Consider the following 18,227-nt stretch of genomic DNA (forward strand, 5'->3'; position numbering starts at 1 on the left):
GCGAGGAGGAAACGGCGTTGCAGATCTGGGAAGCGATCGTGCTGGGCGTCGTGGAGGGCGTGACCGAGTTCCTCCCGGTGTCCTCGACCGGGCATCTGACCATCACCGAGAAGCTGATGGGCATCCCGATCGACGACAAGGGCGTCACGGCGTTCACCGCGGTCATCCAGGTCGGCGCGATCCTCGCGGCGGTCATCTACTTCCGCAAGGACATCATCCGGTTCATCACCGGGCTGTTCCGTGGCCTGTTCAACGCCGAGGCGCGCCAGCACGAGGACTGGCGGATGGCGATCAACGTCATCGTCGGCTCGATCCCGATCATCATCGTCGGCCTGCTGTTCAAGGACTACATCGAGGGCGTCCTGCGCAGCATGTGGTTCGTGGCCGCGGGCCTGGTGGTGTGGAGCATCGTCATGACGCTCGGTGACCACCTGGGCAAGCAGAAGCGCGCCGAGGGCGACGTGACGTGGAAGGACGCGCTCATCATCGGCCTCGCGCAGTGCATCGCGGTCATCCCGGGCGTCTCGCGCTCCGGCGCCACGATCAGCGCGTCGCTGTTCCGCGGGCTCGACCGGGTGACCGCGACCCGCCTGTCGTTCTTCCTGGGCATCCCGGCGCTGGCCGGCGGCGGCCTGCTCGAGGCGGTCACGCGGGCCGACGAGATCGCCGCCACGGTCGGCTGGGTGCAGACCGGCGTCGGCACGGTGATCAGCTTCATCGTGGCCTACGTCAGCATCGCGTGGCTGCTCAAGTACGTCGCCGGGCACACCTTCGCCGCGTTCGTGTACTACCGCGTGGCCGTCGGCGGCATCCTCGTCGCCCTGCTGGCGACCGGCGCGATCACCGCCACCTGATCCCTTACCGAGCCTGGACACGCTACTTACGGGCGCGGCGCGCTGGGATGCCCGCCGCGTCGCCTGACACCGCCCCCGATCGCGCCCGCACCGGCGCGGCCGGGCGCCCGGTCACGCGGCTCGGCGCCGCGGCTTCACCAGGAGCTCCAGCAGCACGAGGGGGACGATTCCCGCGGGGTACCAGGCGATGTCGAGCCAGTCGAAGGCATCGCCGAAGATCAGGCGCAGCAGGAGGCTGTACCGGCTCAGCTCGTGCGGGATGCCCGTGAGCTGGAACGTCTCGGCGGCCCAGCACCAGGCCAGTGCGTACGCACCGGCGGTGAGCGGGCTACATCTCGGGGCGAGGAAGACTACGCCGGCGTAGACGGCCGATGCGTAGAGCGCCGTGCCGGTGTTCTGCTGCAGCGGGCCGTTGCTGAGGAGCGTGCCGCCGGCCAGTGCGCGGATGCCGAAGGCCACGCCGATCGCGAGAACGGCGGTCAGGACGGCGGCGATGCGAACGGCTCGGGTCGACTCCAGCACGCCGCGGATGCTATCCCGCGCGGCCAAGCCACCGCCGTCCCGTGAGCGCCGCGGCACGGCCGAGGACCCGCGGCGCCGTCAGGGCTCGCGGCGGTGTCAGCAGGGGCGGCTGCCCGCGTTGGTGCTGCCCCAGATGCGGTACTCGCCGCCGGGCTGGGTGATCGAGTACGTCACGTCCCAGCGCGTGCAGGTCTCCGACTCGCGGCCCTTCGGGCCCTTGCCGGCCTGCTGCTGGCTGCGGAACGTGACATGGGCCTGCAGGAGGCCCTTGCCGGTCGGGTCCGAGCCGAGGCTGAGCAGCAGGATGTCGTCGTCGGTGCTCGTGGAGATGCCGTCGGTGAAGCGCTTGACGGCGCCCGCGTCGCCCTGGTTGATCGACCCGTTGGGGTCCATGACGGCGAGCGCGGCGCTCGCGTTGCGGGCGTTCACGGCGGCGAAGTACCTGTCGAAGATCGCGGCCACGGCCGGTGCCTGCGCGGGATCGAGGCTCGAATCCAGTCGTACGGCGCCGACGCTCGCCGGCAGCGCCGGTCCGGCGGACGTGGGTGCGGCCGTGGGCGGCGCCGCCGTCGTGGGCGCGGCGGTGCGGGTCGCCGTCGGGGCGACCGGGTTCGCGGTGGCCGTCGGGCCCGTGGCCGGGCTCGCCTCGCCACCGCCGCCGGGCAGCCAGCGGTCGCGCAGGACGAATGCGACGGTACCGCCCGCCAGCAGCAGCACCACCGCCACGATCGCCGGGAAGATCCAGATCGGCCGGCTCCGGGGCGGCTCCCCGGCGGGCGGGGCGGCGGGGACCCACGGCGGCTGGGGCGGCGCGCTGGTGACCCACGGGACCGGCGTCTGCCCGAGCCCGGGCCCCGCGCCGGGCCAGTTCTGCGCGGCGAGATCGCCGGCCTCCACCGGCGGGCCGGCAGCCGGCCAGTTCGGCGCGGGCGGCCCCGAGGCCGGCCAGTTCGGCGCGGGCAGACCGGGGGCCGGTGTGCCGGAGGCCGGCCAGTCCGGCGCGGGCAGACCAGGGGCCGGCGGGCCGGCGGCCGGCCAGCTCGGCGCGGGCGGCCCGGAGGCCGGTGTGCCGGAGGCCGACCAGTCCGGCGCGGGCAGACCAGGGGCCGGCGGGCCGGCGACCGGCCAGCTCGGCGCGGGCGGCGCGGAGGCCGGTGCGCCTTCGGCACCGGGGTTCGGCGGCGCGCTCGCGGGCGACCACGACCCGAACGCGTCGGCCGGCGCGGATGCGGGCCAGGCGACGGGCGGGTCGGCGGGCAGCGTGCCGGGCGGCGGCCACGCCCCAAGCCCCTCGGCGGCCGGACCGGGCGCGCTCAAGGACGGACTGGGCGCGCTCAAGGAAGGACCGGCCGGAGCCGGGCCGGGCGCGCTCAAGGAAGGGCCGGGCGCGGCCGGAGCCGGGCCGGGCCCGCTCGGAGACGGGCGCCGGGCACCGCACGACCCGCAGGCCGCAACGTCGCCACCGTTACTGGTGCCGCAGACCGCACACTGCCACATGGAGTCCGACCGAACCGTACGTCGCGGGCGGATGCCATCGGCGCATCGCCCGGCATCGTCCGCCGTTCGGGCCGGGCCGCTCGACAGTAGCGCCCCGGCGCACGCGGGGTCGTCAGGCGGCGACGCGGTACGTGGCCGTGGCGGACTTCCGGCTCGTCCGGCCGACGAGCTGGACGACGACCGCGCCGGCCTTCGTGCCCGCCGGGGCCGCCGTCACGCTCGCCTCCGCCGCGCCGTCGGCGTCCGCGGTCAGGGTGGTGAGCAGCTTCGTGCCGGCCCGGGCCTCGATTTTCTCCCCCGCCGCGAAGCCGTGGGCGGTCAGCTTCACCGCGACTCCGGCCTTGCCCGAGCTCGGCTGGAGCTGCACCGTCGCGGGCGGGGTGGCCGGCGCCGAGGACGGCGGGGCCGGTTCGCTCGCCGGTGCCGAGGCGCTCGGGCTCGGCCCGGCACCGAACAGCGACTCGGCCTTGGCCCGGCCGTCGGCGAGCAGGCCGCGGCCCCACGGGGTCAGGGTCATGATGAGCACCCAGGGCAGCAGCGGCAGCGCCGCGAACCGCAGGCGCCGCAGCATCCCGCCCCGCCGGCGCGGCTTCGCGGGCGGCGGGGCCGGCTCGTCCCGGTCGTCGCGCTCGTCCTCGTCGCGGGGCATGAGGGAGTCGTCGCCGTACACGGCCACGTTGCCCTGGATCGTCACGCCGGGCCCGATGATCACGGAGGGGCGTCGCGGGGCGGCGGCGGGCCCGGGCGGAGCGCTGGCGGGGGCCACCGGGAAGGCGCTCACCGGAGCCACGGGCGAGCCGCTGACCGGGGCCACGGGCGAGACGCTGGCAGGGGCCACGGGTGGGACGCTGACCTGAGCCACGGGCGGCATCGCGGCGGATGTCGACGGACCTGCGCCGTAGACGGTGCCGGTCGACGTGCGGTCCGAGGGGACCGGCGGCGGCCCGGCCGGGGCGGGAGCGGCGCCGTTGGCCAGCAGGAGGGCGCCGAACGCCACCGGGAGCTCGGGCTGTTCGGGCACGACCGGGGCCAGCCCGAACCGCGCGTGCAGCCGGCTCGCCACCAGCGGCAGCCGGCTCGAGCCGCCCACCAGCACGATCGCCTCCAGCTGGGCCGGGGTGACGCCCGAGCGCTCCAGGACCCGCCGGGTCTCGTCGACGGCGCGGTCGACCAGCGGGCCGGCGACGCGATCGAGCTCCTCGCGCGTGAGGTGGGTCGCGTGGTCGCCGCCGGGCACGTGGATCGGGGCCGACGCGGCGCGCGACAGCATCTCCTTGGCCTGGCGGACCTCGGACCAGAACGTGCGGCGGTCGCGCAGCTCGGCCGGCGTGCGCGGCGCGGCCAGGCGGCGCCACAGCTGCGGGTCGGCCGCGGCGACGAGGTGCCCGACGTGTCCGACCAGGGCGTCATCGACGTCGGTACCGCCCAGGTCGGCCAGCCCGCCCGTCGCCAGCACCCGCAGCGCCGGCATCGCGCCCGTGGCCTGCACGACGGTCACGTCGAGCGTGCCGCCGCCGAAGTCGAACACTACCGCGCAGCGCCCGGGCGCGAGGCGGCCGCCGAGGGCGCGGACGCAGTACGTCGCCGCCGACACCGGCTCGTCCAGCAGCGTGACGCGCCCGAGCCCGGCGCGGGCGGCCGCGTCGAGCAGCACCGACCGGCGCGTGTTGCCCCAGTCGACGGGGCAGGTCAGCACCGTGGAGCCGGTCACCGGCACCCCGGTCTGCGCGGCCTCGGTCGCGGCCCGGCGCAGCACCGCGGCGAGCAGTTCGGCGACGGGCAGCTCGCGGTCGCCGAGCAGGATGACGCCCTCGTCGACGCGGCCCTTCGGGTTCGGCTCGAAGCGGGCGGCGTCGGTCATCAGGTGCCGTTCGGCGTCGCGGCCGACCAGCAGCGCCCCCAACGCGTCGGCGAAGACGGCCGAGGGCAGCAGCGGGCTGCCGTCGAACAGCAGCGGCCGGGGCGTGCCGTCACCGCGGTCGACCACCGCGACGGTGTTGGACGTGCCGAGGTCCACCGCGAACCGGAAAGGCATCGCGGCATCCTATTCCAGCCGCTCAGCCGCGCGGCGCCCCCGGCCGTCCCACGTCCGGTAGCCGACTCCGAGCGTGACCGCTTCGCGGATTCCGCAGCCCGCGCGCATCCAGTACGGTGCCTGGGTGCACGACGGGGAGAACACCGAGCCGGCCGCCGTCACCGAGCCGGTGACCATGGTCCCGCAGCAACGAGGCCCGGAGATGTTCCTCCCGCCCGTGTCGGCCCCGCCGGTGTCAGGCCCGCCGCCGATCCACTGGCAGCAGCCCGGCTACCCCGCGGCTCCCCCGCCCTCGCCGCGCCGCCGGCGCTGGCCGCTGATCTCGGGCCTGGTCGTGGCGTCCGTGCTGGTGCTGGCGCTCATCGTGTGGGTCGCCGCGCAGGGCCCGAGCGGCCAGACCGCCGCCGCCCCGCCGTCGGCCGCGGCGAGCGTGTCGGCCTCGGCGGGGCCGGTCGCGGCGACCACCGGTACCGGCGAACCCACCGTGGCCGACAAGATCCGCACCGCGCTCGACAAGCAGGCGAAGGCGCTGCTCGCCGGGGACCAGAACGGCTACCTGGAGGGTGTGGCGGCCGGGCTCAAGGACGGCTACCGGCGCCGGTTCGGCTCGCTGCGGTCACTGGGTGTGCAGGCCTGGACGCCGAACCTGATCGACAAGCCGAGCCAGAGCTCCGACGGCAGCGGCAGCTGGGACGTCATCGTCCAGTACGACTACTGCCTCGGCGAGGGCTGCAAGCCCGAGTCCCGCCAGTTCGTGCAGACCTCGTGGACGATCTCCGGCAGCGAGGCCACGGTCACCAAGTACGCGCAGGCGACCGACCCCTGGGACGCCTCCGACCTGAAGGCGGTCACCGGGCACCGGGTCATCGTGGCCGGCTCGGGCTCCACCGCGAACAAGCTCCAGCAGGTGCTCAGCGCCGCCGACGTCGCGGCCGAGGTCGCGGACCGCTACGCGCACTGGGGCCCGGCGCCGAAGTGGTACATCGTGTACGTCGCCTCGCCGAGCGAGTGGAAGACCTGGTTCGACAACACCGACCTCGGCCCCTACTACGACGGCTACTCGATGGGCGCCCAGGGCGTCGTGATCCCGGTCGACGACCTTGGCCGGCCCTACCTGCAGATCGTGCTGACCCACGAGTTCGGGCACGTGGTGACCATCGGCGACAACTACCCCACGGCCGAGCAGTGGTGGCTGCAGGAGGGCGTCGCCGAGTACATCGCCGACCGCAACGGCGAGGCGACGCGCAGCCGGCTGCCGTCCATCCACAAGTTCGTGAAGCAGGGCTGGGACGGTCAGATCGCGATGGGCCCGCCGCCGGAGCGCGCCGGCGGGGTGGAGATCGACGCGCGGTACGGCATCGCGCTGCTGGGCATCTCCTGCCTCGCGAAGCGGTTCGGCGAGGCGAAGATGCTGGACTTCTGGGGCGACGTCGTGCGCGAGAAGCAGTCCCTGGAGTCGGCGTCGTCCGCCCGGTTCGCCACCGCGTGGGCCGGCGTGGCCTCGGCCTGCGCCGGCGAGGTCCGCAAGGCCTGAGGCGCGGCGGGGCCTCAGCGGGCGTCGGCCTCGCCGAGGACCGGCTTCACGTCGAGGATCGGGGTGCCGTGGATCGCCTCCAGGCCCGAGACCCGCACGCGCAGGCCGTCGACCGCGAGGATCTCGGCGCCGTGCAGGCCGATCGGGTTGGGCCGGTCCGGGGCGCGGGTGCTGAACACGCCGGTGCGCGGGCGGCCGCGGTCGCCGCGCGGGTGCACCGCCAGCACGTCCCGGTCGGCGCGGTGCAGCCAGGTCAGCAGCAGCACCCGGTCGCCGGGGCGCAGGTCGGCCAGGGCGGGGGCGACCCGCTCGTCGAACACGAGCCACGCCCGCGGGGCGCCCTCGTCGCCCTGCCGCGGCGCGTCCGCGCGCTCGGTGAGGGGCGACTCGACGCGCCCGACCGGCCGGACCACGAACCCGTCATGCTCCACAATTGCGACCCTACACACGGCCCGCCCGGGTCAGTCCACCGTGGGCGATACGCGGTTGCCCCGCTTGAGCTCGTACAGCCCCGGCGTCTCGACCATCAGCAGCAGGCCGTCGAAGAGCGGCCCGCCGCCTCGCCACGCGGGACGGGCGTCACCACCGGGCCGAAGAACGCCGACGAGCCGATGTGCAGTGCCGGGGTGCCGAGGTCCTCGCCGACCGGGTCGAGCCCCGCCCGGTGGCTGGCCAGCAGGGCCTCGTCGTGGGCGTCCGAGTCCGCGGCGGCGGCCAGGTCCGGGTCGAGGTCCAGGGCGGACAGGGCGCCGCGGTACAGCTGCGGGCCGATCGTCTCCTTGCCGTGGTGGATGCGGGTGCCGATTTCGGTGTACAGGTCCCGCAGGACCGGGGTGCCGTGGCGCTGCCCGGCGGCCACCAGCACGCGGACCGGCCCGAGGGTGTCGGCCAGCCACGTGCGGTACCAGTCGTCGAGGTTCTCGCGGTGCTCGTTGAGCAGCCAGAGGCTCATCACGTGGAAGCGGGCCTCGACGGGCCGGACCCGCTCCACCTCCAGCAGCCAGCGCGAGGTGTTCCACGCCCAGGGGCACTTCGGGTCGAACCACATGTCCACGACAGTCACACCGGCGATTCAAGCAGGCCATCTTGGACCGGAGAAGCGCCAATTCGGTGCCGTTCCCACTGGGCCAAGTCCGTGCCTCAGCTGGTGTACCGGAACGCCTGCACGTCGAAGGTCCCGTTGAGGTTCTTCGAGCCGTTGTAGCCGCCGACGGTGTAGATGACGCCGTCGGAGACCGCGACCGCCTGGCCGGCCCGCGGCTGCTCCTGCTTCGGCAGCTTCGCCGTCTGCGTGCCGTCCTGGCACCACCAGTCGTAGGCGTTCGCGCCGTTGTTGCCGCCGAGCACGCACAGGCCGATCCCGGTGATGTTCATGGCCGCGGCCCCCTCGCGCGGCCCGTCGAGCTTCAGGTGCTCGCCGGTCATCTGCCGGTTGAGCATGATGTCGACGGAGTCGAGCGTGGCGTTGTCCGGCTTCTGCCGCCGCCCGCCGATGAACCAGACCCGCCCGGCCCGGTCGGTGGTCGCGGCGAGCTTCTCGCGCTTCTCGGAGAGCTGCCCGATCGTCGTCCAGCCGCTGGTGCCCAGGGCCCAGACGGTGTCGGTGGCGAAGCCGTCGGAGCCGGTGCCGCCCGCGAAGACGATGCCGTCGCTGTCGTAGACCGCGGTGCCGGAGTTGCGCTTTGCCGGCAGCTTCGGCCCCTCCTCCCACGCCTCGGCGCCGGGCTTGAGCCGCCAGACCTGGTCGGTGGCGCCGTCACTGGCGAGCCCGCCCAGGACCCAGATGCTCTTCCCGCCGTCGAGGACCACGGACATGTGGCTCAGCGGGCGGGGCAGCTTCGGGCCCTTGAGCCAGCTGTTGCGGTCGAGGTCGTAGATGTAGACGTCGCTGGTCTGGCCGCGCGGCTCCTCGGCCGTGTAGCCGCCGATGACGTACAGCTGGCGATTGACGACCGCCGCCCCGGCGCCCTCGATGCCGATCTTCGAGGGGATCTCGCTGAGCTTCTCCCACTTGCCGATCGTGGTCGTGGTCGGCGTCGTGTCCGTCTTGTGCAGGGCCTTGTAGGCGAAGAGGCCGCCCGCGGCGAGCAGGACGAGCGCCGCGACACCGGCGATGAGGGCCGCCCGCCCGCGACCGCCCGGGGGCGGAGGCGGCGGCGGACCGTCCATGGTGGGCGGCTTCGGGATCGGCGTGCCCACCGGCGGGGAGACCGGGATCGCGGAGATCGGGGAGACCGGGGAGATCGGCGGGGCCGACATGGGCACGCCGGACACCGGGATCGCCATGTGCTCGGTGCCGTAGAGCGTCCCGGAGGGTGGCGCGCTCACCGGGACGGACGCGGTGGCCTTGACGGCCGAGGCCGCGGCCAGCTCCGAGGGGTGGACGACCGCGCCCTCGGCCACGGGCAGCTCCGGCTGCTCCAGCACGGTCGGCACGACGCCGAGCTCGCGGTGCAGCATGCGGGCCACGAGCGGGACGCGGGACGAGCCGCCGACGAGCAGGATGCCGGCGAGCTTGTTCGGCTCCAGGCCGCAGTCGCGCACGACCCGGGCGGTCTCGGCGACGGTGCGCGCGATCGTCGGGCCGATCTTCTGCTCGAGCTCGTCGCGGGTCAGGTGCAGGGCCGACTCGACGCCGGGGACGCTCACCGGCGCGACGGTGGTGCGCGAGAGCATCTCCTTCGCGCCGCGGACGTCCTCCCAGAAGAGGCGGCGGTCGCGGCGGTCCTGGGCGGTGCGCGGGTCCTGCAGGCGCCGCCACACGTCCGGCTGGGAGGCCTGCAGCACCTCGCCGAGGCGCTCGACGAGCGCGGCGTCGAGGTCGAGGCCGCCGACGTCCTCGAGGCCGCCCGAGCCGATGACGGTGAAGCCCTGCGGGTCGTTGCGCACCACCGCGATGTCGATGGTGCCGCCGCCGAAGTCGTAGACGACGAGCGCCTCGCCGCGGGGCAGCGGGTGGTTGAGGGCGCTGATGAAGTACCGTGCCGCCGCCACCGGCTCGGGCAGCATGCTGACGTCGGTGAACCCCGCGGCGAGCGCGGCGTCGTGCAGCGCCTTGCGCCGCGTCTGGCCCCAGGAGGCGGGGTAGGTGAGCACGACCGGCGGCGCGTAGCGGGTGACCTCGGCGACCCCGGCGGCGACGGCCCGCAGCACCGCGCCGAGCAGGTGCACGGTCGGGATCTCGGCGCTGCCGAGCAGCACGGAGGGCTCGTCGATGCGCCGCTTCGGGTTCGGCTCGTAGCGGGCCGGGTCGAGCTGGGCGAGGCGCTGGGCGTCGCGGCCGACGGCGAGCTGCCCGTGGTCGGTGAGGAAGAGCGACGAGGGCATGAGCGGGGCGCCGTCGAACAGCACCGGGCGGCGCCGCCCGTCGGGCGAGCGGATCACCGCGACGGTGTTGGACGTGCCGAGGTCGATGCCGACGACGTATCCGCCGGGCGTGGGGCTCACCACGACGCTGCTCCTCTAGTTGGTTCGGGTCAGGCGGCGCGGGACCATGTCGGGGTCCCAGGTCGCGCCGTAGTAGGGCTGGGCGATGCCCTGGGCGAACGCGGCCGAGGCGGCGGGCGTGGCGGCGATGCGCCAGTCGGTCTCCTTGACCGACTCGTACCAGAGGAAGCCGATGATCTCCGGGTGCTGCGGCAGCGTCCGCAGCAGGTCGGTGATCCAGTCGGCCTTGCGCCCCTGCTTGTCGGTGGCGGCCGTCTCGGTGACCACGATCGGGCGGCGGCTCAGCCGCTTGAGCTCGTTGAGCGTCGGCCGGTAGATCTGCTCGAAGGTCTGGTACGTCTCCATGCCCGCGGTGCCGTAGTAGCCCGACAGGCCCACCCAGTCCACGTAGTCGTCGCCCGGGTACAGCTGGGTCAGCGGGGTGGCGTTGTCGTAGACGACGTTCGGGCTCCAGACCCAGATGACGTTGCCGGCGCCGAGGCGCTCGAAGAGGTCGTGCACGTGGCGCCAGGCGGCCACGTAGTCGCCCTTCTGGTTGCCGTTGGCGGACTCGCCCCACGGGTACCAGTAGCCGTTCATCTCGTGCGCGAAGCGGATCGCCACCGGATAGCCCAGCGCCTTGATGCCCTGCGCCCACTCGGTGAGGTAGCCGTCGAAGTCCCCGCCGCTGATCCTCGCCAGCCGGTACTGCGGCTGCGTCCCCCGGTCCCGGTCGGTCTTGGACTCGGCTCGGTAGTCCCACGGCTCCCAGCCGAGCATCGGCAGCATCCCGCGGTTCACGATCCGGTCGAAGGGCTGGCGGTCGAAGTGCTTTTCCGCGCCCCAGCCCGACGCGAACATCATGACCTGCGGGCTCTTGCCGGCCGCGTGCACGAAGCCGTTGTAGTCGGTGAGGTCGCCGGGCCCCTTGTCGGTGAACACGCCGAAGAACGCGGTGCCGGCCTGCGGGAAGGTCTGCCGGCTCTTGCTCGGCGCGCTCGGCGCCGGGCTGAAGCTCGGCACCGGCTCCGCGACCTGCTCCTGCCAGCTCGCCGTGGTGCGCGTGTTCGCCTCGACCCGCGGGGCGACGACGAAGACGTAGCCGCCGATGAGCACGAGGGCGGCGAGCATGACGCGCGGCAGCGTGATCACGCGGCGCTCCCCTGCGGCACGGCCGGGTTCGGCAGCGGGAAGCCGGCGTGGGGCACGGCCGGGAACCCGCGCACGGTCGGCAGTTCGTCGATGGCGGTCGCGCTGGCCGCCGTGGCGCGGACGGTGACGACGAGCCCGGCGGTCACCGGGTCCTCCTCGGGCACCTCGGCGCCGCGGTCGCGCAGATAGGCCACCCACGCGATCAGGGGCGGGACGATCCCGACGACCACACTGACGGAGGCCCAGAAACGCAGGGCGATGGAGTCGTACCCCATGAGCCCGCTCGTCGCCAGCAGCGCGACGCCGATCAGGGCCCAGACCGCGTGCGTCCGGAACGTCCTGGGCCCGTCGGCGCTGCGCAGCCGCCCCTTCGCCGTCACCGCGTAGGCGAGCGGCCGCCGGGCGAGCGCGGCGAGCCCGGCCGCGGCGTAGACGGGCACGGCGAAGAGCGCGAGCGCCATGCCGTGCACGCCGATCTCCCGGCGCTCGTGCCGGGCCAGGTTGAACCGGCGCAGCCACAGCCACAGCACCGCCCAGCTGCCCATGCTGGCCGACCAGAGCCCGAGCCACCACTGCCACTCGATCGTCGCCGCGTTGATGCCCAGCCCGAGGTACGTGCCGGTGGCCACGATCCCGGAGACCGCGGACAGCGCGACGCTCGGGTAGTAGGACTGCACCAGGCCGTAGCACAGGCGCTGCCCGGCCCCGAGGTTCCTCAGGTGCGGCCGGGAGCGGCGCAGGAGGATCTCCCACACGCCGTACGCCCACCGCTTCTGCTGGTTGAAGTAGTCGGTCCAGCTCGTCGGGCCCTCGCCGACCGCGACGACGTCGGGGGTGTAGACGCCCTTCCAGCGCCGGTCCGTGAGCGGGTTACGGGCGCCCATCACGACCATGCTCGTCAGGTGGTCCTCGATGATCGAGTCCTGATAGCCGTCGATCAGCCCCCACGCCAGCGGCCGGTACAGGTGGTTGGTGCCGATCAGCAGCGGGGCGTCGAGGCCGTTGCCGCCGCGCTCGATGAGACCGGAGAACAGATACTGCTGCACCGACGCGCCGTGCACGACCCAGTTGTCGTACATGTTGCCGTACACCTGCGGCGCCACGACGAAGGCGACGTCGGGATCGCGGAAGTAGCCCAGCGTGCGCTCCAGGAAGCTGGGCAGCGGCACGTGATCGGGGTCCATCTGCGCGACGACGTCGTAGCGGTGCTCGTGCGTGGCCCGCCAGGCGTTGTGGTTGCCGGACTTGGTCTTGGCCCGGAACGCGCCGTGGTCCTGGTTGAACTCGGGCCGGCCCTTGCGGCTGAAGTGGTGCACGCCGAGCCGCTTGGCCATCGCCTTCACGCGGGGGTCGTCGCCCTCGTCGAGAATCCAGATGTCGACCTGCCCGTCGTAGCGCACCTGCTGCATGGCCCGCAGCGACCGCACGACGACGTCGATGGGCTCCTTGGCCGGCACGATCGTGGTGAGCATGGCGATGCGCAGGCCGCGCTCGGGCACCATCGGCACCGGGTCCCTGGCCTTCCAGGCGAACACCCACACCGCGAAGTTCTGCAGCATCCGTACGGCCTCGACCAGGACGACGAAACAGAACGCAACCCGCGCGACGATGACGTGCCAGTCCTGGCCGACGCCGGGGATGTGCTCGGGCAGCAGCAGCCAGCCGACGAAGACGAACCCCGTCAGGAAATTCAGCGCGATCAGCAGCGACAGCACGACCCGCCGCCCCACCCCGCCCACGTGCCGGTACACCACCGGATGCTGCGCCCGCCCCGGCGTGGTCAGCGGCCCGGCGAGCTCGTCGCAGTCCTCGTAGGCGCGGTGCGTCTCGGCGAGCTTCGCCTGCCGCCGCTTCAGACGCCGCTCAAGGCGGCCCGGCTTCCCGGCCTCGGCAGCGGAAGTCGCCGATGGGGGCACGACGGTGTCCAGCAACGACCCAGCCTCCGATCTTGGATGCTCGCCGCCCTTACGGCAATGCCGATGGTAGGCACTGAATGCGATCACGAGGACCACCCGAACGGCCGGTCATCGATCCTTTACCCGAGACCGTTTCCGCAGGTGAGAGGCGTCTCGCACCGCTTCCCAACCCCGCCCGCCAGCCACCGATGTAACGGATCCGACAGGCTGTTTCCGGGTCTCTTTCTTGAACGAATCCATTGACGGCGGAAATACACCGGATTTTGTCGAATAGCCGACATCGAGCAACAGTTGTGGATCAGTATCAGCCCCATTTCCCGATGACGGCCGCCTTTCTCTCGCGGCCTCGGCAGCCACCGCCACGCGACTCGCAGCGCCTCTGGAACCGCACCCATCCGGATCCGACCCGCACCCGGGCAACGCCTACGCGCACGAAGATGACCGGATCTCGAGTGCGGGGCCGCGCACGCGGGCGGGAGGGCCGACGTGCCGGCCCCTTCGCGGGAGACGGGCGCCCGCCCCTGGCGCAACTACCGCCGCGAGGCCCGGTCTGAGCACCGCAGGCTGCCCGGAGCCTGAGTCACCGCTCTTTTCTCTCTCGCAGGGATTCCTCGGAGCGGTACAGCCTCGGCCCGGTCCACACCACGCGGCCGCCTGACAGGCTCCCGACTCCCCACAGCACGGCCCGGCGCCACACGCCCGCCCCGACACTGTTCCAGTCCCCGCGCGCAGCCCGGCCCGAAGCAGCACGCCCTCACCACGATCCGGCCCGACACCGCTCCAGTCCCCGCACACAGCCCAGCGCCATTCGTCCGGCGCACGATCCGACCCCGACCCGACGCTGTTCCGGCCCCCGCTCGCAGCCCCGCCCGAAACAGCACGGCCCTCACACGATCCGGCCCGACACCGCTCCAGTCCCCGCACACAGCCCAGCGCCATTCGTCCGGCGCACGATCCGACCCCGACCCGACGCTGTTCCGGCCCCCGCTCGCAGCAGCACGCCCTCACACGATCCGGCCCGGCACTGTTTCCGTCCGGTCCCAACACAGCAGCCCGACCCGGCGCGGCCCCGGCACACGGCCACGGTTCAGCCCAGCGCACCCCACACTCCGCACTCCGGCCCCGCGCAGTCCCGGCGCGCGGCTCAGTGTCATCCGGCACAGCCCGGCGCACGGCTCGGCCCGGCGCACGGCTCGGCCCGACGCACGGACGCGACCGCCGGGTCTGACGCGGCCCGCCACAGTCCGGCGCGGCCAGTCCCTCGATCGATGCGGCTACGCGTAGCTCCGACACGACCGCGGGCCCCGAGGCGCGGTCGCACCGCGATGGCCGCTCCGGCCGAGCCGACGCCCGCCCCGACCGGCCGGTCTCAGGCCGCCGCGCGCTGCCAGTCCAGCGTCGCCGCCTCGGCCTGCGGCTCTGCCGGCGATGCGGACGGGTCGCGGCGGGTGCGAGCGAGGCGGGGTTCGGCGAGGAGGAGGGCGACGGCGACGACGGTGATGAGCGCGCCGGCCAGGGCGACGGACCGGACACCGGCGTGGTCGATGATCACGCCGCCGACGAACGAGCCGGTGGCGATGCCGACGTTGAACGCCGAGCTGCCGCCGGCCGAGGCGAGGTCGGTGCTGCCCGGGGCGACCAGGAGGATGCGGTTCTGCACGGCCGCGGCCATCGCACTGTACGCGAAGCCGTTCAGAGCCAGGGCCACGATCGCGGCCGCCTTCATCGTGCCGAGCGCGTAGAGCACGCCCAGTGCCAGGCAGATGAGGGCCATCGGGACGACGAGCGCGAACCACGGGTACCGATCGAGAAATCGCCCCACCACCAGAGTGCCCAGGAATCCGGCGGAGCCCGTCACCAGCAGCAGCGGGCCGAGGGTCGCGGCGGCGAATCCGGTGACGTCGAGCAGGAACGGCGTCACGTAGGTCTGGGCGGTCAGCGCGCCGGTCACCACGATGGCGGTGCACAGCACCAGCAGCACATAGCGCCGGAGCGAGGGGTTCACGCCTCGTGATGCCGAGTCGGCCTCGGGCGGGGCGGACGGTACGAGTGCCACCACCACGGCACAGGTCGCGACTCCGACGGCGGCCATGACGAGGAACGCGACGCGCCAGCCCGCCTGCTGCCCGAGCCAGGTGCCGAGCGGCACGCCGAGCACCGGGGCCAGGGCGGCACCGATGGACATGCGGGCCACGGTGCGGCCGCGCTGCGACGGCGGGAAGAGACTCGTCGCGGTCGAGGCGACGATGGACCAGAACAGCGCCTGGCTGAGCCCGACGATGAGCCGCGCGACGAGCAGCACCTCATAGCCGGGCGCGATCGCGGTGACCAGCGTCGCGGCGGAGAACACGCCGAGCGTGGCGCCGAGCAGGAGCCGTTTCGGGATGCGGCGCGTGAGGTGCGCGAGCGGGAACGACATGAGCACGACCACGACCGCGTAGCCCGTCATCAACAGCCCGACCTGCGACCTCGAGCGGTGCAGATCGTCGGCCATGAGCGTCAGCAGCCCGACGGGCAGGATCTCGGTGGTGACGAAGGTGAAGGTCGAGATGGACAGTGCGGCCAGGGCGAGGTTTGCACGTCGGTGTTCGAGCATCAGCGCCCTCCCGTTCCGAGGTGATTCCAGTTAATGCGGGTACGGTGGTAGCATCGCACATATGGAGACGACGGACAAGCCCGCCCTCCGCGTCGTCGGCGGGCACACCGCGCTCGACCTGGTGAACACGGTCGAGCCGCGGGTGCCGGACGCCGAGCCGGAGAAGGAGCACCTCAGCACGCCGGAGGAGCTGCTGAGGTGGGCCATCCGCACGGCCGTCGTGGAGCCGGAGGAGGCACCCGACATCCGGCTCGCGTGGCAGGGCGAGCAGGCCCTGGCAGCGGCTCTGGCGATTCGGGAGGCCCTTTATACGGTACTGCTCGTGCGCCTGGACGAGACCCTGAAGACACAGGTGCCGTATCAGCCGGCACTCGAGCAGCTCAGCACGCGCTACTCCGCCGCCGTGGCCCGGGCGCGCGTCACACTGTCGTTCGACGCTCCGACGGCCGCGCACCTGCGGATCGGCGACGTGGCCGCGTTCGCCGTGCAGGATCGTCTCGCCGCGATCGCCGTCGACGTGCTGACCAGCGAAAACGTCGAGGACTTCCGCATCTGCCCGCTGGAAGAGGGCGGCTGCGGCTGGCTGTTCCTCGACCGCAGCCGCAACCATTCGCGGCGATGGTGCTCGATGACCGACTGCGGCTCGCGCGTGAAGGCCCGCCGACTCACCGACCGTCGCCGGGGCAGACAGCTACCACCAAAATGAGCTACGATGGGAGCATGACGATGGCCCGCATCCGATGCGACTTCTCCTCCGACGCGCTCGGGGTCGGCACCTCCATGACCGTCCTCCTTCCCGAACAGGCGACCGGCCAGGCCGCCGAGTTCCCGACCCTCTATCTCCTGCACGGCCTCAGCGACGACGACACCGCCTGGACGCGGTTCACGTCGCTCGAGCGCTACGCCGCCGAGCGGCAGATCGCCATCGTCATGCCGCGGGTCGAACGCAGCTTCTACACCGACGAGGTCTGGGGCCGTCCATATTGGACGTTCATCTCCGAAGAGCTGCCGCGAACCGCCCGCGGGCTGTTCCGCCTCACCGACGATCCCGCGAGGACGTTCGTGGCCGGGCTTTCCATGGGAGGGTACGGCGCATTCAAGCTCGCCCTCCGCCACCCCGACCGATTCGGCGCCGCGGCCAGCCTCTCCGGCGTCCTCGACCTCGCCACACGGGCGCGCGAACTGGCCCGGCCCGAAGACCCGCGGATGTGGGAGCGCATCTACGGCACCCCGCCCACCATCGAGGGCACCGACAACGACCTGCTGCACCTGCTCGACACCGTCGAGAACCCGCCGCCGCTGTTCGTCACGTGCGGCACGGAGGATGTGCTGTACTCGTCGAACGTGCGATTCCGCGACGCCTGCGCCGAGCGCGGCATCCCGCTGAAGACCGAGTTCTCCCCCGGCGCTCACGACTGGGCCTTCTGGGACGAGAAGATCCGGGAGGTGCTCGCATGGCTGCCGTTGGCATGATTCCGCACGCCGCCATCGGCGCCTGGCTCGGCAGTGACGTCACCGAGACGATCCGCACGACCGGCAACCTGGCCGTGGTGCACGTCCTGCGCCTGGCCGACGGGCGCGCGGTGGTGGTGAAGGCGCGGCCGGCGGAGGACCGGCTGCTGGGGTGCGCCCACGTGCACCGGCACCTCTGGCGGGCCGGTTTCCCCTGTCCCGAGCCGATCGCGGGGCCGACCCGATTCGGCGAGCTGGCGGTGAGCGCCGAGATGGCCGTGGAGCCGACCGCCGGTCCCGCCGCGGGCCCGGCGGTGTCGACGACACGACGAGAGGCGGTCGGGCCGGCTTCGACGTCCGGCCCGCTCGGCACGACAGGCGACGGTCACGAGAAGCCGGTCGGCGAGGCTTGCGGAGCCTCCGATGCGCGGGCGGAAGTCGCGGGCGCGGAAGTCGCGGGGGCAGGAGTCGCGGGGGCGGCAGAGTATTCGGCGCTGCTGGCAAGGCTGATCGAGATGGCGCCGCGGGTGCGGGACACGCCTTCGACGTCGCCGTCACCCCCCTGGGTTCGATGGCATCACGAGGAAGGGCCGATCTGGCCTTGGCCCGATGACCGGGACGTCGATCTGCATGCGGAGGAGAGCTGGCATGATGCGGCGGCGCTGGCGGTACGGGCGCGGTTGAGGCGGTTCGCGGCCGAGCCGGTGATCGGGCATTGCGACTTCGAATCGCACAACATCTGGTGGCGCGGGGACGTGCCGCTGGCCGTGCACGACTGGGACAGCGTGGTGGCCGAACCCGAGGCGGTGATCGTGGGCGTGGCGGCGGCGATGTGGCCGGCGGGCGACGGGCGGTGGGGCGCGACGCTGCAGGAGAGCGGGGAGTTTCTCGACGGGTACCAGCGGGCGAGCGGGCGGCGGTTCAACCGCGAGGAGATCGAGGCGGCGTGGGCGGCCGGGCTCTGGATCCGGCTGTTCAACGCGAAGAAGTGGCGGCTCGACGGGCTTGACGGTCTTGGGCGGGACGAGGCCAGGGAGCGAGGACGCATGGCGGGGCTCTGAGCAGGGTCCAGGCATCCGAAGCACTTCCGCGACGGGGCGGCGCGGTCACTTGGGCACCTGCGGGGCGACGGGCCGCGACCCGAGGCGCGGGCCGCGACCCGAGGCGCGGACCACAGCCCGAGGCGTCACCGGCCGGGACCCGACGGACCAATGGACTTGCGCCGCGAACTAGGAACCCGCGG

13 protein-coding genes and 1 pseudogene are annotated in these 18,227 nt (G+C 73.2%); 5 read left to right on the forward strand and 9 right to left on the reverse strand.

The window, feature by feature from the left end; all coding sequences use genetic code 11:
* Positions 1-17 precede the first annotated feature (17 nt).
* Positions 18-854: an undecaprenyl-diphosphate phosphatase gene (locus AC6JBM_RS30455; RefSeq protein ID WP_497977473.1), complete on the forward strand. Its 837-nt coding sequence runs from the start codon at positions 18-20 to the stop codon at positions 852-854.
* A 111-nt stretch (positions 855-965) separates the two neighbouring features.
* Here AC6JBM_RS30455 and AC6JBM_RS30460 read toward each other — a convergent pair whose 3' ends face one another.
* The 3 genes from AC6JBM_RS30460 to AC6JBM_RS30470 form a co-directional block, all read right to left on the reverse strand.
* Complete coding sequence (locus AC6JBM_RS30460; protein ID WP_497977474.1) at positions 966-1,376, reverse strand: DUF2809 domain-containing protein; 411 nt, start codon at positions 1,374-1,376, stop codon at positions 966-968.
* Between the two features lie 96 nt (positions 1,377-1,472).
* The gene (locus AC6JBM_RS30465) at positions 1,473-2,693 is read right to left on the reverse strand and encodes a hypothetical protein (RefSeq protein WP_497977475.1); all 1,221 of its coding nucleotides are present in this window, start codon (positions 2,691-2,693) and stop codon (positions 1,473-1,475) included.
* A gap of 292 nt (positions 2,694-2,985) precedes the next feature.
* Positions 2,986-4,908, reverse strand: a complete 1,923-nt coding sequence (locus AC6JBM_RS30470) for an Hsp70 family protein (RefSeq protein ID WP_497977476.1) — start codon at positions 4,906-4,908, stop codon at positions 2,986-2,988.
* Positions 4,909-5,032: 124 nt separating this feature from the next.
* On the opposite strand from AC6JBM_RS30470, the gene AC6JBM_RS30475 reads away from it, so the two are divergent.
* Positions 5,033-6,442: a hypothetical protein gene (locus AC6JBM_RS30475; RefSeq protein WP_497977477.1), complete on the forward strand. Its 1,410-nt coding sequence runs from the start codon at positions 5,033-5,035 to the stop codon at positions 6,440-6,442.
* A 14-nt stretch (positions 6,443-6,456) separates the two neighbouring features.
* On the opposite strand, the gene tsaA is transcribed toward AC6JBM_RS30475, so the two are convergent.
* The 6 genes and pseudogenes from tsaA to AC6JBM_RS30505 all read right to left on the reverse strand — a co-directional run bounded on the left by tsaA (position 6,457) and on the right by AC6JBM_RS30505 (position 15,532).
* Positions 6,457-6,873 (reverse strand): tRNA (N6-threonylcarbamoyladenosine(37)-N6)-methyltransferase TrmO, encoded by a 417-nt coding sequence (tsaA, locus tag AC6JBM_RS30480; RefSeq protein ID WP_497977478.1) that lies wholly within the window; start codon positions 6,871-6,873, stop codon positions 6,457-6,459.
* 30 nt (positions 6,874-6,903) lie between these two features.
* Positions 6,904-7,514 (reverse strand): annotated as a pseudogene (locus tag AC6JBM_RS30485) (mycothiol-dependent nitroreductase Rv2466c family protein).
* Positions 7,515-7,582: 68 nt separating this feature from the next.
* Complete coding sequence (locus AC6JBM_RS30490) at positions 7,583-9,892, reverse strand: Hsp70 family protein (protein ID WP_497977479.1); 2,310 nt, start codon at positions 9,890-9,892, stop codon at positions 7,583-7,585.
* Between the two features lie 12 nt (positions 9,893-9,904).
* Entirely contained in the window at positions 9,905-11,020 is a 1,116-nt protein-coding gene (locus tag AC6JBM_RS30495) for a glycoside hydrolase family 26 protein (RefSeq protein WP_497977480.1), read from the reverse strand.
* Positions 11,017-12,951, reverse strand: coding sequence for a glycosyltransferase family 2 protein (locus AC6JBM_RS30500; RefSeq protein ID WP_497977481.1), 1,935 nt, complete (start codon positions 12,949-12,951; stop codon positions 11,017-11,019). The genes AC6JBM_RS30495 and AC6JBM_RS30500 overlap by 4 nt, the downstream gene beginning before the upstream one ends.
* Before the next feature lie 1,354 nt (positions 12,952-14,305).
* Positions 14,306-15,532, reverse strand: a complete 1,227-nt coding sequence (locus tag AC6JBM_RS30505) for an MFS transporter (protein WP_497977482.1) — start codon at positions 15,530-15,532, stop codon at positions 14,306-14,308.
* Between the two features lie 61 nt (positions 15,533-15,593).
* Between AC6JBM_RS30505 and AC6JBM_RS30510 the strand changes: the two genes are divergently transcribed.
* Genes AC6JBM_RS30510 through AC6JBM_RS30520 form a run of 3 tightly spaced genes read left to right on the forward strand, consistent with a single transcriptional unit; the run spans position 15,594 to position 18,045 of the window.
* Positions 15,594-16,238, forward strand: coding sequence for a CGNR zinc finger domain-containing protein (locus AC6JBM_RS30510; RefSeq protein ID WP_497977483.1), 645 nt, complete (start codon positions 15,594-15,596; stop codon positions 16,236-16,238).
* Positions 16,239-16,258: 20 nt separating this feature from the next.
* Positions 16,259-17,005 carry an alpha/beta hydrolase gene (locus AC6JBM_RS30515; RefSeq protein ID WP_497986553.1) on the forward strand — a complete coding sequence of 249 codons (747 nt, stop codon included), beginning with the start codon at positions 16,259-16,261 and terminating at the stop codon, positions 17,003-17,005.
* The gene (locus AC6JBM_RS30520; protein WP_497977484.1) at positions 16,987-18,045 is read left to right on the forward strand and encodes a hypothetical protein; all 1,059 of its coding nucleotides are present in this window, start codon (positions 16,987-16,989) and stop codon (positions 18,043-18,045) included. Before AC6JBM_RS30515 ends, AC6JBM_RS30520 begins: the two co-directional genes overlap by 19 nt.
* Positions 18,046-18,227: the final 182 nt, after the last annotated feature.

The organism is Dactylosporangium thailandense (genome assembly GCF_059739745.1).